Below are 15,593 nucleotides of genomic sequence, written 5' to 3'. Positions count from 1 at the left end.
AGGCATCCCGGGTCTGACGGGAGGAACGCGCCTTCGATTCATGGAGGCCTGGCCACGATCGGAGAGCCCCGCGTGGTGAAGCTCGTACAACTTAAAAAGCCCGCGCCGACGGGGAGGTCGGTACGGGCTTCGCTACGATGCATCGCGCGAGGAGAGCTCACGCTCTCCTCGCTTTGAACATCACTCGCCGGCGTCTTCACCGCGCTCGGCCAGAGCTTCTTTGCGGCTGAGCTTGATCTTGCCGCTGCGGCTGTCCACGGCGATGACCTTGACCAGGCACTCATCGCCTTCGCGCAACACATCTTCGACCTTGTTGACCCGACCTTCGGTCAGCTCAGAGATGTGGCAGAGGCCATCGACACCCGGAAGTACTTCAATGAACGCGCCGAAATCGACCACGGTCTTGACCGTCCCCAGGTAGATCTTGCCGACCTCGGGCTTCTCGGTGAGGCCTTCGATGATCTCGATGGCCTGCTGGGCGGCAGCCTGGCCACTCGACGCGATGCGCACGGTGCCGTCATCGCTGACGTTGACGGTGGTGCCGGTGGTCTCCTGAATGGCACGAATGGTCTTGCCGCCCGGGCCGATGATCGTACCGATCTCCGAGACCGGGATCTGGATGGTCACGATGCGCGGGGCGGTCGCCGCCAGATCCTTGCGGGGCGCACCGAGCGCTTCGTTCATGATGTTGAGGATGTGCAGGCGACCTTCGCGGGCCTGCATCAGCGCGTCGACCATCGTCTGGCTGCTCAGGCCTTCGATCTTGGTATCGAGCTGGAAGCCGGTGATGCCCTTCTCGGTCCCGCAGACCTTGAAGTCCATGTCACCCAGGTGGTCTTCATCGCCGAGAATATCGCTGAGAATCACCAGGTCGTCGCCCTCTTTGATAAGACCCATGGCGATGCCGGCGGTGGCGTGCTTGACCGGTACACCGGCATCCATCATCGCCAGGCTCCCGCCGCATACGCTGGCCATGGAGCTCGACCCGTTGGACTCAAGCACGTCGCTGACAATGCGAATGGTGTAGGGGAACTCCGTAGCCTGGTCGGGCAGGGACGAAGAGATGGAACGCTCAGCCAGGGTCCCGTGACCGGTCTCGCGGCGAGAGGTGCCGCGCAGCGGCTTGGCCTCACCCACGCAGAAAGGCGGGAAGTTGTAGTGCAGCATGAAGTTACGGGTGACATCGCCTTCGAGCGTGTCAATGCGCTGCGCATCGCGCTCGGTGCCAAGCGTGGTGGTCACCAACGCCTGCGTCTCACCACGGGTGAAGAGCGCCGAGCCGTGCGCCATGGGCAGCACGCCAACTTCGCAGGTGATCTGGCGGATGTCTTTGGGACCACGGCCATCGATACGGATCTTATCCTTGACGGTCGCCGTACGCACGACGTCTTTCTTAAGATCGCCGAAGGCTTCCTTCACATCGCCCAGATTCTCCGGGTAGTCCTTCTCGAGCTTGGCGACAACTTCATCTTTGAGGGCATCAAGCGCCTTATAACGCTCGATCTTGTCGGCCACCGCCAGAGCTTTTTTGAGCTTGGTGCCCGCGGCCTTCTTAACGGCTTTGTCGATGGCTTCATCGCGCCTGGTGACGTTGACGACCATCTTCTCTTTGCCGATCGATCGCGCCAACTTCAGCTGCAGGTCGAGCACGTCTTGAACCGACTCACGCCCGAACTCAAGCGCCTCCACCATCACATCTTCAGGAACTTCATCGGCCAGGCCCTCGACCATCACCACCGCGGTGGGGCTGATGGCCATCACCAGATCCAGCGAGGAACGCTCGCGCTCTTCAAAGCTGGGGTGGGCGATGAACTTGCCATCAACCAGACCCACGCGCACGCCAGCCACCGGGCCGTTCCAGGGGATGTCGCTGATCATCAGCGCGGTCGAAGCGCCGGTGATGCCCAGGATGTCGGTGTCGTGAACGCGATCAGCGCTGATCACCCACGCAATGAGCTGGGTGTTGTTCATGTAGCCGTCGGGGAAGAGCGGACGGCAGGGGCGGTCGATCAGACGGCTGCTGAGCACGGCCTTGTCGCTGGGCTTGCCTTCGCGCTTGAAATAGCCGCCGGGGATGGTGCCCGCCGCCCACATGTTCTCAACGTAGTCGCACATCAGCGGGAAGAAGGACAGATCGGGGCGCTCGCCACCGGCGGTAGCGGTACACAGCACCATCGAATCGCCGTACTGCACCACCACGGAACCATTGGCCTGACGGGCCATACGGCCGGTCTCGATGATCAGCTCACGGTCCCCAAACTTTGCACCTTCACGAATAATTGCCATTTCTTTCTCCTCAAACATGGTCGCCGCACGCAGGGCCGATCCCCGCGCTGCGGTGGTTCAAAAACAAACAGGCCGAGTCCTGAGATGAAGCCTGGCGCCCTGCCCCGACCTATCGGTCGGACAGCGCTTACCGGCCCATCGTCATGAGCAGCCTCAGGGAGGGACTCGAACACCTTTGGCAGGGCGCGATTGCGTAGCATGTAACAGGACTCTCCAGCGCTCCTTGATGCGCTGAAGGGGCCTGTTACAGGCTACCCTATCGATGGCCAACATCGTCGTGTTCCTCACCTGGAATCATGCTGTCGACTCAGGCGCGCTACGAAAATGCCCCCGCTGAGCCATCTCAGCGGGGGCAAAAGAGCCTTACTTACGCAGGCCGAGAGCCTGAATCAGCTCTCGGTAGCGGTTGACGTCGGTCTTGCGCAGGTACGCAAGCAGACGGCGACGCTGGCCGACGAGCTTCAGCAGGCCGCGACGGGAGTGGTGATCGTGCTTGTGAGCTTCAAAGTGGGACTGCAGCTCATTGATGCGGGTAGTCAGCAGCGCCACCTGAACTTCGGGGCTGCCGGTGTCGCCTTCACCGCGCTTGAACTGTTCGATAATCTCCGCTTTGCGATCCGGATGCAGGGCCATGGGGTTCCTTTTGGGTCAGAAGTAAAATGAATTGCTCCGGTACGCATCAACTCCCCGGCAACCCACCCATGGAGAGTAGGCCGAGGCTGCGTACGGCGCGGGACACTAGGTGCGCCCACCCTTAAAGTCAAGCACGCAGCCCCCTCATTACATGTCCAGCTGACGCTCAGATCCGGGCTCGGTCAGTTTGAAAATCCGTGCGCCGAAGGTTCCGCAGAGGCGTGGTCCACGGGCAAACTCCCAGTGGATGTAGACCCGGCCATCATGGCTGATGACCTCATCGGGCACGGGTGCCACCGAGGTGATGTTCCAGGCAACGATGATCGCCTGCCCGTCAAAGAACTCGTTGCCGGAACTCTCCAGACGAACCACATCGACAACCTCCCCCGTCTCACCGTCGATCACAAGCTCAAGGCGAGCCATCAACTCCAGATTGTTAAGGGGGTGAGCCATGGAGAGGTCGGACTCAATGCGACGCACAAACCCTTCGGCCCATTGCGGGTGAATGTAGCGGCGGTGCATCCGCGCGATCATCGTGGCGTGGGCGGCCGAGGCGGCGTTGACCTGCGTATGATTGCCCACCTGCACATGTGGCACGAAGTTCTGCAGGCTCGCGCGCAGCTTCGCGCTGTCTCCCTGCCAACCGCTGAGCAACCGTCGTCGCTGCGAGGCACGCGCTTCGGCAATCTCATCAGCCCGTTCTGCATCCCTCTCCTCGAAGACCTCCTGGTAAGCCTTCATATCTCGCCCGAAAAGACGTGCCGGCCCCAGGGTCTCGTCAGCGACGCCGGACGCCGCCGCATCTTGAGGCTCTGTGGTGCTCGGTGCCTCTTTGGGATCAGACGTCTCGGCTCTCTCAGCCGTATCCAGAGCGCGATCTCGAGCAAGCGGCACCTCAGCTGCCTCATCGGCGGGGAGCCTCATGGCCAGATCGTCTGCAGCGAGTTCGGATGGCTCAGGCTCAGCCACAGGCAGCGGCTCCACCACAGGCTCATCGCGCCGGTCTACCGCTGCCTGAGCGGCAGGAACCTCCTCATCGCGTCCGACCTCAGAGGGAGCATTCGATCTGGCGACGACCTCTTCCGAGGTGCCCTGATCTTCACGAGCTCCCTCCAGATCTTCGTCGTTCACCTCAGCCTCACTGGCGAGGTACTCGGGTGCATCCGACGCGACCTCCTGCTCCGGGGCCGTGACGTCTTCGTCGGGCTCGGGTGCCTCGGCGTCTTCCAGGGTCGTCTGCTCGGCCACCATCTGTACATCGGTGCGCCGGGCAACCTCGGCGATGAACTCCGCATCTTCGGGCTCCTCCTCGGCGGGATCGGGGTTTTGCAACTCCACGGCGATCGCCTGGTCTGAGGGCGGCTGCGGCTCTTGCTGCGCATCGTCATCTTGCGGATCTGGTTGTTGAGGCGGAGGCTCTTCCTGCTGCACCACTTCGGGGCGAGGAGTCTCATCCGGGAGCGGTGGATTCTCACGACGAAGAGGCTCCTCCAGCACAGCCTCGACGTCGGGCTCATCGAAGCGTGGCTCCCAATCCTCGAGCACCACCTCGACCGCCTCCTCCTCATCAGTCTGCGCTTCCGGTCCTGAAACAACCCAGGCCAGCACTACCACCGCCAGCAGATGCGTGAGCACCGAGGCCGAAAGCCCCACGAGCATCCCCCCTGCTCTCTTCGCGCTGGCTGGCTTCATCTTGTCAGCATCTCAATGCGACGGTAGAACGACCGGGTCGCTGGCATCCTGCCAGCCTCAGCGCGTCGCGCCCACCTGAACTCCAGCCAGAACGTTGCCCCATGCTCCCATTCTTCCCATTGACGCGCATGCTCCCTGCCATCCTCACCCTGACGCTGATGCTGGCCGTCGGATGCGCGCCGCAGATCGGCGCGGAATGCGCCTCCGACAACGAGTGCCCCTCCGGCGCGCGCTGCGACCTCTCGGTGGAGGGGGGGCTCTGCACCGTGCGCGGCTGTCGCCCGGGGGACTGCCCCGAGGACGCGACCTGCGTGGTGATCGACCGCCACACCAGCTTCTGCCTTAAGAGCTGCGAGAGCGACGACGCCTGCCGCGATGGACATCGCTGCTACGACGCCGACGAGCAGGCCGAGACCAACTACTGCTTCTCGGCGGACTGAGCGCTCCTCGCTCAGGGTTCCATGCCCTTGCGGCGCATATACGCCACGATCTCCTTAAAAATCCCGTGCCAGATCGCCAGCTCGCGGGAATCGAGGCGCGCGCGCAAAAAGACCGATCGCAGGCTGCGCATGATGTGATCGTTGCTGCTCCCCTTCACAAACTCAATGGCCTGGAGCGCTGCTTCCGCCTGGCCAAACATCCGCGTGAGCCCGGCCATCGGTGCCGGGTCAAACTCGGAGTGCCACTCCGTCTGCATGGCGAGCCTCGGGGCCGTCTCCACGTCACCGGCCTCCATCTTTCGAAGGGCTCGGGAGACCTCCCAGACCATCAACAACACCGCCTGTCCCAGATTGATGGAGCTGTAGTCGGGGTTGGTGGGGATGGTGACCACCGCCTGACAGCGATCAAGCGCGCTGTTAGGAAGTCCGCTATCCTCCCGACCAAAAAGCATCGCCACGCGTCGGCCCTTTGCTGCCTCAGCGATAAGCTCTGCGGCGGCCTGCTCCGGCTCCAGGACACGCCAGTGGGCCGAGCGCACCCGAGCGGTCAGCCCCACAGTCATCACGCAATCATCAAGGGCCTCATCAAGCGAACCAAAACGGCCCATCCGATCGATGGTCTCATGAGCGCGCGGCGCGCTGATCGCGATGCGTTCGCGATCGGCGTTCGCCGGGTTCACCAGCCGAAGATCTTCGATGCCGAAGTTCTTGGAGGCACGCACCGCGTTGCCGATGTTGATGTCATCCTGGGGCTCCACCAGCACGACCGAGACGTTCTCAATCAAACCTGTCATAACTGCTCTCAAAGACAAAAAAGCCCGCTCCCATTGAGAGCGGGCTTTGAGCGACCGCGTCGCCCGAAGATCAGGAGTCGTTGCGCCGCCGCGAGTTGCGCAGGAAGGTCGGCGTATCGATCTCTTCTTCCTCCGTTGCGCTCAGGCCACCGGGTACCGAGTGACTGCCCGTGTTCGAACGCAGAAAGGAGGCGCGACGCTCGGTCACCGAGTCCTGTGCGCCGCGATCGTAGCGCGCACCACTCTGGTAGGCAGGCGCACCACGCTGGGCGGGCACACTCTCGACCACCTCCTCTTCAACCGGTGCCGGCGCACGAGGCGGCTCAGCCTGACGGGGCGCTGCGGCGACCGGGGCCGACTGACGCGTCGTCGACTCGCGACGGCGGCTCATCTCGCTGAAGTCCGAGCTTTCGGCGCGCGCCTTGTCAAAGCCCGTGGCAATGACGGTCACCATCAGCTCATCGCGCATATCCTCTTCGATCACATTGCCGAAGATAATGTTGGCGTCCTCATGCGAGGCCTGCTCGATGAGCATCATCGCGTCGTTGATCTCGGTGAGCGTCATATCAACGCCACCGGTGATGTTGACGAGAATGCCGGTAGCGCCCTCGATGGAGACATCCTCGAGAAGCGGCGAGGAGATCGCCGTCTCGGCGGCTTCCAACGCACGGGTCGGGCCGGAGGCACGGCCCGTGCCCATCAAAGCCAGCCCTTTGCCGGTCATGATGGTGCGCACGTCCGCAAAGTCGACGTTAACCAGACCACGCACCGTAATGAGATCCGAGATCCCCTGCACGGCATAGAGCAACACCTCATCAGCCTTTTTGAAGGCTTCCAGGATCGTGGTCTGCTCACCGGCGATCGCCAGCAGACGCTGGTTGGGGATCGTGATCAGCGTATCGACCGCGCTGGCCAGGTTGCGAATGCCCTCATCAGCGGAGCGACGACGGCGGCGCCCTTCAAACTGGAAGGGTTTGGTCACCACACCAACAGTCAGCGCGCCCAACTCCCGGGCGATACTCGCGATGATTGGCGCAGCGCCGGTACCGGTCCCACCGCCCATCCCGGCAGTCACAAAGACCATATCGGCACCCTTGAGCGCCTCGGCGATGCGGGTCTGGTCTTCGAGCGCCGAGTTACGTCCGACGTCCGGATTCGCACCGGCACCAAGACCTTTTGTCAGTGCTCCGCCAAGCTGAATCTTGACCGTGGCGAGGTTCGTCTCCAGCGCCTGCAAGTCAGTGTTGGCTGCAATGAACTCCACGCTGGAGATCCCCTCGGTGATCATCGTGTTGATGGCGTTGCCGCCTCCCCCACCCACGCCGATCACTTTAATATTTGCCGCGTTTGAGACATCGGCGTCATCGAACTCGAGCATACCTTTTCCCTGGACTCCTGAGTCAGAACTGAACATCTGTGCCCACCCGTGGGCGGGCGCAGATGATACGCCTCAAGGCGCGCTTACCGCAAGGACGGACTTGGTCATGATGCCATCCTCCTTCCAAGGGACAACGGTAACACTCCGCGCCTTGTTTCCACATAAAGCTGAGACTTCGCGCGACGATAGCACCGCCCCCATCCGTCAGCAAGCAGGCTTAGAACATCTCGGCAAGCCACTCGCGCATACGCGTGGTCAGGCGTTGGTAGAGGTTGCCATGGCTCTCGCCGAAAGGCGCGCGTTCGGGCGCTTTAGCGCCATGCTGCACAAGGCCAACCCCGGTGGCGAATTTGGGGTTACGCACCACATCCACGAGCCCACCGATATTGCGCGGAACACCGCGGCGCACCGGCAATCCAAGTACTTCTTCAGCAAGCTCCGGCATGCACTCAAGAAGTGTGGTACCGCCGGTGATCACGACGCCACCCGAGATGAGATCCTCACAGCCCGACTCTTTGATCTCACGGGCCACGTAAGCAAAGATCTCTTCGACACGCGGCTCAATGATCTCGCTCAAGATCTGGCGACTCAAGATCCGCGGCGGACGCCCACCCACCGAGGGCACCTCAATGGTTTCTTCGGCGCTAACCTTGCCGGTCATCGCGCAGCCATAACGCTGCTTAATGCGCTCGGCCTCGGCCATCGGGGTGCGAAGGCCCACGGCGATGTCGTTCGTCAGGTGGTTCCCACCCACCGAAAGCACAGCGGTGTGAACAAGGCTTCCCTGGCTGTAGATGGCGATATCGGTGGTGCCCCCACCGATATCGACCACCGCCACACCGAGCTCCTTCTCGTCGGCGCCGAGCACCGCCTCACTGCTGGCGAGCTGCTCAAGCACGATGTCGGCCACGTTGAGACCGCAGGCGTTGGCACACTTGACGATGTTCTGAACGCTGGTCACCGACGCGGTCACAATGTGGACCTTGGCCTCCAGGCGCACCCCGGTCATGCCCAGGGGCTCCTTGATGCCGTCCTGCTCATCGATGATGTACTCCTGAGGGATCACGTGCAGCAGCTGACGATCCATGGGGATGGCCACCGCGCGGGCCGCGTCGACCACGCGATCAAGATCCCCGCCCTTCACTTCTTTATCTTTGATGGCGACGATGCCGTGAGAGTTAAAGCCCAACACGTGGCCGCCGGCGATGCCTGCGTGCACCGTGTTGACCTCGCAGCCTGCCATCAGCTCGGCTTCTTCGACGGCCTTCTTGATCGAGTTGATCGTGGCGTCGATGTTGATCACCACTCCCTTACGCATCCCTTTCGAGGGGTGCGACCCAATCCCGATGACATCGATCCCTTCAGGGGTCACCTCGCCGATGATGCAGGCGATTTTAGTCGTCCCGATATCAAGCCCAACAACAATCTCACCATTACGTCGATTCGCCATTCCGCACCTTCCCTGGTCTCGGCCCGAACCCCGTGCCCTCGCCACCCCACGTAGCGACCATCACGAGTCCAGAAACATCTACAAATGAACTTCCAGTACCGTCATACAAAGGGGCTTCGCCACGCCTATGGCGAGGCCCCCGCGGAGGCCGCATCCTCGCGCATCCATGGCTCGGTGCGCGGCCCCACAGTCACGCGACTCAAGTCGCGCTCCTGGTCAATCAATACATACTCCGCGTCCATCCCTCGCCGAATCAGCGAGGTCTGCACGACTTTCAATCGGCTGAGACGATCTTGCCAGCGGCCCCACCCCAACCGAATCTCTGTTCCCGTCTCAGCGGTCACCATGGAAAGCCCCAGGACCGAATCGAGGTGCAGCTCACTCAGCGGCTGCTGCTTATCGAGCCCCATGGCGTGATAGAGCTCCCACACCGAGAGCGCCTCAAGCAGACGCTGACGCGCCTCATCTTCAACGAGTTCAGCTCGCGTAAGTCCGGTCACCAGCGGAAGCTCCCAGAGACCCTCAATACTGCGAGCGCTGTCCATCGCCAGAAAGACCTCGCCACGGGTATCTGCAAGCCAGATGCCCTCGTCGGCGATCAGCGCAGCCGGCTCATACTCCTCAATCGTGATCCTCAGGCGGTCGGGCAGGCGACGCTCGACCTCGACCGAACGCACAAAAGGCAGCCCACTCATCGCACTTTCAATGCGTCGCGGATCGACGTTGAGGATGTTCTCGCCCGCAATGCGCTCGGCGGCCTCCAAGAGCTCACGCTCCTCCAGGTAATTGAGCCCCTCGACATCGAGGTAGTTCACCTGGAAGTACTCGCTCTGCATGGTGTGGCTGTAACCCTGAAGCACCAGATACGGCAGCCCCAGACCCACGGCGATCACCGCCAGAGACGTTCCCAGCCGCCGCGCCCACAGCCAGGCCGTCTCTTTACGGCTGGCCACGCGCTGCTCCCGGGTCGGCTTCCGCCGATTATTTGCACGCCTCTGAAACACAACCTACTCCCAACCATCCGCCGCGAGATGCGCGGCCTGCCTACAACCTCTTCTGCGTCGCCTGAAGGCGACGATTCAGCGCACCCGATCGAGCCGGGCACCGGAGAGCATCAACTCCACAAAATCTTCAAAAGAAACGCCCCTCGCTGCGGCCATCTTCGGGACCAGACTGGTCGCGGTCATCCCCGGGATGGTGTTGACCTCCAGGAATCGCCCCTGCGAAGAGGTCACATCGCCCTTAAAATCAACGCGAGCCACGCCCCTGCACCCCAGGGCCTGATAGGCCAGACGCCCGAGTTCTTCCAGGCGCGCATGCAGCGTGCCCTCGTCCAGCGCATCGTAACGAGTCTGCTGGCTCTTGTACTTGGCTTCGTAGTCGTAAAAAGCCTGCGCTGCGGTGATTTGAATCGCCCCGAGGCACGTATCTCCAAAAAACCCCACCGTGTATTCGGGGCCTTCGATATAATCTTCCAGGAGCAGCGCCGAGGCCGGGTCGTCACTCAGATGAACACGAAGCTCGCTTATCGCCGCATGGACATCTTCGGTACTCTGGCAGATCGCCACGCCAAAACTACTTCCAGCGTCGTTCAGCTTGACCACGATCGGAAGTTTCAGACCGGCGCCCTGAATGCGTTCGACGATCGCCTGCGCGTCGTTCATCGCGACATCGCTCAGACGCAGCGCCAGACCTCGCGCAACCGGTACGCCCACATCGGCCACGGCTTCGCGTGCCCGAGCTTTGTCCATCGCCAGGGCCGAGGCCAGCACGCCGCTTCCGGTGTAAGGAATCCCCGCGCACTCCAGCAGACCCTGCAGCGACCCGTTCTCTCCAAGTCCACCGTGACTGCCGATAATCACCGCTGCCGGGATATCCGCGACCAGCCGGGCCACATCGCTGGCCAGATCATAGACCGTCACATCGTAGCCACGAGCACGCAGCGCGTTCTCAAACGCAGCGCCCGTCTTCAAGCTGATCTCGCGCTCTGGCGAGTCACCGCCGGTGACCACACCGACGCGCTTTCCCCGAAATGTCGTTGTATCAAGCTCGCTGAACATCCGTGTTCACCTTAGCGATTTTTCCTGCTCGATAAGTTGCGCCCACCCGTCAAAACCAACGAAGCGCACTTCCGGGCGAAGCTCCACACCAAAACGCTCTCGAACCCGATGACGGGCCAACGCCATCAGAGCGATGAAGTCGGCCGCCGTAGCATCACCGGCATTGATAAAGAAGTTGGCGTGCAACTCGCTTATCTGCGCTCCGCCAACCCTGTGGCCCTTAAGCCCGACGGCCTCAATGAGACGGCCGGCGTAATCACCCTGCGGATTTGCAAAGGTGCTGCCGACACTCGCCAGACGGTAAGGTTGCGTGCGATTTCGACGGTCCTTGTCCTGCCGCACCCGCGACTTCGCCTCTTCGACGTCGCCGCGTTCCACCTTCACCACTCCACTGAGCACCACGTCGCCGTCCTTCAGCCCGGCATGGCGGTAGCTCAGGTTTAACTCGGAAGCCGGGAACGTTCCCACGTGCCAGACACCCTGCTCTTCGTTCACGCGCGCTATCTCACAACGCTCCAGGATCTCGGAGAGTTCCCGCTCGCGGGTTCCCGCGTTCAGCGCGACAGCGCCACCGAAGGTGCCCGGAATCAGCGAGAGAAACTCCGCGCCGATCCAACCCTCACGCAGCAACCCTCGCACAAGATGCGCGTTCACCGCTCCCGCACCAACCGTCACCTGCGACTCGGCACTATGCCAATCCGCAAGCTCGCCGCTCATTCGAACGACCACACCGTCGATGCCCTCATCAGGAAAGAGCGTGTTACTTCCGAGCCCGACCCAGACCAAACGACGCCAGTCGGGACCGACCGCCGCCAGGAGGCCTATCACATCTTCGCGAGAGCCAAGATCCACGAAGCGCCAGGCAGAACCACCGATTCGCAACGAGGAGCGACGGTGAAGCGGCTCATCGGCACGCATGCTGCTCCGGAGAGCTGCGCCTGCAAAACGTTCCAGACGCTCCTCCAGCGGAGCCGATGGCTGCTGCCAGGCTATGGTTCTGTACGTGCTCAGCGTGGCTGCTCGCTATTTAAGTATCTGTAAGTTCCACCCTTGGAACGAGGGCAAGAATACACGAGCGCACGGGCCTCGCAACCCGTTCTTTGCCACACACTTTCCACTTAAAAATCAGCAACTTGCGCGCAACACCTGAAGCAAAATTTCAGCCTTTTTAGCTCCCCTCAAGAGGGTTCTTGGGTCTAAAAAATTGCCTCAAAGGCATCACTTCAACCCCGGCAAACCCCGTTCAGGGTAGGTCCTTCCCTGCCATCGCAAGCAGTCTGGCAGCGATCGTTTCCGCAGCATCAGGACGACCGATGCGACGCGCAGCGGTCGCGATGCGGAGGAGCGATTCGGGGTTGCGCATCAGACCGGAAAGCAAATTCACGGCTCGCTCGGAACCCAGCTCAGCGTCATTGAGCATCACTCCGGCACCGGCCTCGACCACGGAGCGGGCATTGAAGCGCTGGTGGTCGTCGGCTGCCTGAGGAAAAGGCACATAGATCGCCGGGAGCCCGAGATTGAGCACCTCGGCGATGGTGGTCGCGCCCGCCCTGCAGATCAACAGGTCACACCAGCGATACGCCTCCGCCATATCGTCGATGAACTCTTCGACCTGGACCTGGCCGCCAAACCCCTCATAACGCGGACGTACCGCTTCGGCACGGTTGCGTCCGGCCTGATGGCGTACCTCCAGACGAGTCTGCAAATCGCCCATGGCCTTAAACCAGCCGGGCAGGTGTTCGTTAAAGCTGCCCGCTCCACCGCTCCCCCCGACAATCAATACACGGAAGGGCCCCTCGGCCGCGGGGGCCTCATAGGCGAAGGTTTGTGCCAGCTTCAGGAGTTCTTCTCGCACGGGGTTACCCGGCACCGAGAACGAGACGCCGCCCAGATGTGGCGCGCTCTCCTCAAAGGTTAAAAACGCGTGCGTCACCACCCGAGCGAGAAGTTTGTTGGTCAGCCCCGGAATGGCATTTTGCTCCATCAACGCCGTGGGCACCCCGCTGAGCGAGGCTGCCAGGGTGATCGGACCGGCGGCATAACCGCCCACACTGACCACAACGGAAGGCGCGAGCCGCTTTATGATGCTCCGTGCCTGTAGCCCGCTGCGTGGTAGTCGCGAGAGCCCCCGCATGACCCCCAGCGCCCCACTTCCCTTGAGGCCCACCACATCGACCCGTTCGAGATCATAACCGAGCCCGGGGACGACGCGGGCTTCAATCCCACGCTCGGTCCCCACAAAGGTCACGCGTGCGCCGGGCGCGAGGCGCTCAAAGGCCTGGGCGACGGCCACCCCCGGGAAGAGATGGCCACCGGTGCCGCCACCGGCGATCACAAGATGAGGAGGCGTCGAAGTGGGAGATGTCATGGGAATGTCCATTGGAAGGAGAAGAGCATTCAGCTTCGAAGATCATCGCGGCGCTTGAGGATGTTGCGGCGCTTGCGCTCCCAACGCTTCTCCTCGCGGCGCGCGGCGCGATGATCGCGCTCCTCCTCCCAGGTGTCTTCATCGTTGCGGGAGATGTTGAGGACGATGCCAATCGCAAAGAGGCTGATGATCATCGAGGTGCCCCCGAACGACACAAAGGGCAAGGTCAGCCCCTTGGTGGGCAGCATACCGGTAACCACAAAAAGGTTGGCCATACCCTGCAGGGCGAAGAGCGAGGTGATGCCAAAGGCCAGGTACATTCCAAACGCATCCACGGCGTTAAACGCCACCCGGTAGCCGCGCCAGAGCATGCCGATAAAGAGCGAGAGGAGCACGACGACACCGACAAACCCGAGCTCCTCGGCGATGATCGTGCCGATAAAGTCATTCCAGAGCTCGGGGACGTAGCCCAGCTTGCCAGCACCGTTGCCAAGCCCCCGGCCCGAGAGCCCGCTGGCGCCGATGGCAATCAGTGACTCACTGATCTGGTAGCCGATATCCTGGCGGTGACTCCACGGGTCGAGGAAGGCCAGGATCCGCTTCATGCGATACTCGCTGTTACTGATCGCGACATACGCCAGGCCAGCCCCACACAGGGTCATCACCAGCAGGTAGGAGAAGCGCGCGCCGCTAACAAAGAGCAGCAACATCATCATGCTGATGAGGATGACCGAGCTGCCGAAGTCGGGCTGCAACATCAGCAGGCCGACCATCAACCCGATGATGACCAGGTGTGGCAAAAAACCGATGGTAAATGAGCCCATGCGTTTGGCTTTTTTGCTCACGGAATAGGCCATGAAGATCACCGCGGTGAGCTTGGCGACTTCAGCTGGCTGAAACGAGAGCCCGCCCAGGCTAAACCAACGCCGGGCGCCATTTTGCACCACCCCGATCCCGGGAATGGTCACAAGGATCAGCAGCAGCACGGTCCCGAGCAAAATCGGATAGACCAGACGCTTGTACCAGCGATAGTCGAACTGCAACGCGAAGATCAGAAGCCCCACCCCGAGCACTATTTTTTGGGTCTGACTCCACAAAAGCACGTTATGAGCAGCCATGCGCTGGCTGGCCATCACGGCGCTGGCCGAATAGAGCATGACCAGCCCGTAGGTCACCAGGGCCCCTACGAAGAAGAGCAGCCAGATGTCCCAGCGGCGCTCACCGTCGGCGGCGAGCGAGCCGCTGGCCCCGCGGCTTTTCTGACGCGTCAGATGTGAGAGAAGATCGCTCGACATGAGCCCTCCGTGGCCATGGCGTCGGTCATCGATTTACGAAGAGAGCGGCGGCGAGCCTCAACGCAGCTTCAGACTCGCCAGTGCCACCAGGCTGAGCATAATGGCGATGATCCAGAAGCGCACAATAATCTTGGGCTCTGGCCAGCCCTTCATCTCAAAGTGGTGATGAATCGGCGCCATACGGAAGACGCGCTTTCCGGTGAGCTTGTAGCTCGTGGTCTGCGTGATGACGCTGAGCGCCTCCACCAGAAAGATGCCGAAGATGATCGTCGAGAGCAGCTCATGCTTGGTGACCACTGCCAGCGTGCCGAGTGCGCCGCCCAGGGATAGACTTCCCACATCGCCCATAAAGACCTGAGCCGGGAACGAGTTGTACCAGAGAAAGCCCACCCCGGCGCCGATGATGGCCGCGCAGAAGATGGCCAGTTCCTGAACGCCCTCAACCTTCGGGATCATCAGGTATTTTGCGACATCGAAGCGCGAGACCACCTGCACCCCGTCGATCACCTCGGTGTAGTGGAGAACCGTGGCTGTGCTCCAGGCCAGGATCAAAAACGTTCCTGCAGCGATAATCACCGGGCCGATCGCCAGGCCATCAAGGCCATCGGTGAGGTTCACCGCGTTGGCCGTGCCCACGACGACCAGCATCGCAAAAGGCACGTAGACCCACAGGGGCAAGGTCAGACTGAACTTCTCGGTGCTCACAAAGGGCAGGTAGAGCTCTGTGGAGTAGCTGAAGACGTTGCTCTTGAACATCAAGAGCATCATCGCGAGCACAACCGCAAACTCGATGCCCAGGCGCGCCTTACCGCTGAGTCCGGCGCTGGAGCGGCCGCGGATCTTCATGTAGTCATCGAAAAAACCGACCACGGCAAAACACACCGTCACCCCCAGGACGACCCCCACGTAGGGATTCTTCAGGTCGGCCCAGAGCAGCGTCGAGACGACCACAGCAAAGAGGATCAGTACCCCACCCATCGTAGGCGTGCCGGCCTTACTGAAGTGAGATTGCGGTCCGTCGTCGCGGATGACCTGGCCAATCTGCTGCGCCTGCAGTTTTCGGATAAACCAGGGATAGAGCAAAAAGCTCACCATCAGGGAGGTGAGCATCGTGGCGACCACCCGGAAGCTGACGTAGCGAAAGACGTTCAGCCAGGAGAATTCGTCTTTGAGCATGAAGAAGAGTTCAAAAAGCAT

General features: G+C 61.7%; 13 protein-coding genes. 1 reads left to right on the top strand and 12 read right to left on the bottom strand.

What is annotated here, in order from left to right; genetic code table 11:
• Positions 1 to 180: 180 nt before the first annotated feature.
• The 3 genes from pnp to EA187_RS04140 all read right to left on the bottom strand — a co-directional run bounded on the left by pnp (position 181) and on the right by EA187_RS04140 (position 4,578).
• Positions 181 to 2,286, bottom strand: coding sequence for a polyribonucleotide nucleotidyltransferase (pnp, locus tag EA187_RS04150; RefSeq protein WP_127779270.1), 2,106 nt, complete (start codon positions 2,284 to 2,286; stop codon positions 181 to 183).
• Between the two features lie 363 nt (positions 2,287 to 2,649).
• Positions 2,650 to 2,919, bottom strand: a complete 270-nt coding sequence (gene rpsO / locus EA187_RS04145; RefSeq protein WP_115602779.1) for a 30S ribosomal protein S15 — start codon at positions 2,917 to 2,919, stop codon at positions 2,650 to 2,652.
• Between the two features lie 147 nt (positions 2,920 to 3,066).
• The gene (locus EA187_RS04140; protein ID WP_127779269.1) at positions 3,067 to 4,578 is read right to left on the bottom strand and encodes a prolipoprotein diacylglyceryl transferase; all 1,512 of its coding nucleotides are present in this window, start codon (positions 4,576 to 4,578) and stop codon (positions 3,067 to 3,069) included.
• Between the two features lie 161 nt (positions 4,579 to 4,739).
• On the opposite strand from EA187_RS04140, the gene EA187_RS04135 reads away from it, so the two are divergent.
• Positions 4,740 to 5,051, top strand: a complete 312-nt coding sequence (locus EA187_RS04135) for a hypothetical protein (RefSeq protein ID WP_115602781.1) — start codon at positions 4,740 to 4,742, stop codon at positions 5,049 to 5,051.
• 11 nt (positions 5,052 to 5,062) lie between these two features.
• Here the strand turns inward: EA187_RS04135 and EA187_RS04130 are convergent, their stop codons facing one another.
• The 9 genes from EA187_RS04130 to mraY all read right to left on the bottom strand — a co-directional run bounded on the left by EA187_RS04130 (position 5,063) and on the right by mraY (position 15,593).
• The gene (locus EA187_RS04130) at positions 5,063 to 5,845 is read right to left on the bottom strand and encodes an RNA methyltransferase (RefSeq protein ID WP_127779268.1); all 783 of its coding nucleotides are present in this window, start codon (positions 5,843 to 5,845) and stop codon (positions 5,063 to 5,065) included.
• A gap of 70 nt (positions 5,846 to 5,915) precedes the next feature.
• The gene (ftsZ, locus tag EA187_RS04125; protein WP_115602783.1) at positions 5,916 to 7,223 is read right to left on the bottom strand and encodes a cell division protein FtsZ; all 1,308 of its coding nucleotides are present in this window, start codon (positions 7,221 to 7,223) and stop codon (positions 5,916 to 5,918) included.
• Between the two features lie 217 nt (positions 7,224 to 7,440).
• Positions 7,441 to 8,673: a cell division protein FtsA gene (gene ftsA, locus EA187_RS04120; protein WP_115602784.1), complete on the bottom strand. Its 1,233-nt coding sequence runs from the start codon at positions 8,671 to 8,673 to the stop codon at positions 7,441 to 7,443.
• 125 nt (positions 8,674 to 8,798) lie between these two features.
• Entirely contained in the window at positions 8,799 to 9,626 is an 828-nt protein-coding gene (locus EA187_RS04115; RefSeq protein WP_115602785.1) for a cell division protein FtsQ/DivIB, read from the bottom strand.
• Between the two features lie 126 nt (positions 9,627 to 9,752).
• Positions 9,753 to 10,733: a D-alanine--D-alanine ligase gene (locus EA187_RS04110; protein WP_115602786.1), complete on the bottom strand. Its 981-nt coding sequence runs from the start codon at positions 10,731 to 10,733 to the stop codon at positions 9,753 to 9,755.
• A gap of 6 nt (positions 10,734 to 10,739) precedes the next feature.
• Positions 10,740 to 11,651 carry a UDP-N-acetylmuramate dehydrogenase gene (gene murB, locus EA187_RS04105; RefSeq protein ID WP_127779267.1) on the bottom strand — a complete coding sequence of 304 codons (912 nt, stop codon included), beginning with the start codon at positions 11,649 to 11,651 and terminating at the stop codon, positions 10,740 to 10,742.
• A gap of 325 nt (positions 11,652 to 11,976) precedes the next feature.
• Positions 11,977 to 13,101, bottom strand: a complete 1,125-nt coding sequence (gene murG, locus EA187_RS04100) for an undecaprenyldiphospho-muramoylpentapeptide beta-N-acetylglucosaminyltransferase (RefSeq protein WP_164855970.1) — start codon at positions 13,099 to 13,101, stop codon at positions 11,977 to 11,979.
• A 29-nt stretch (positions 13,102 to 13,130) separates the two neighbouring features.
• Positions 13,131 to 14,396 carry a putative lipid II flippase FtsW gene (gene ftsW, locus EA187_RS04095; protein WP_127779265.1) on the bottom strand — a complete coding sequence of 422 codons (1,266 nt, stop codon included), beginning with the start codon at positions 14,394 to 14,396 and terminating at the stop codon, positions 13,131 to 13,133.
• A gap of 57 nt (positions 14,397 to 14,453) precedes the next feature.
• Positions 14,454 to 15,593 (bottom strand): phospho-N-acetylmuramoyl-pentapeptide-transferase, encoded by a 1,140-nt coding sequence (mraY, locus tag EA187_RS04090; RefSeq protein WP_115602790.1) that lies wholly within the window; start codon positions 15,591 to 15,593, stop codon positions 14,454 to 14,456.

The organism is Lujinxingia sediminis, assembly GCF_004005565.1.
GTDB lineage: Bacteria > Myxococcota_A > Bradymonadia > Bradymonadales > Bradymonadaceae > Lujinxingia > Lujinxingia sediminis.
Note: the sequence above shows the minus strand (reverse complement) of the source record. Positions and strands in the feature narration are given on the sequence as shown.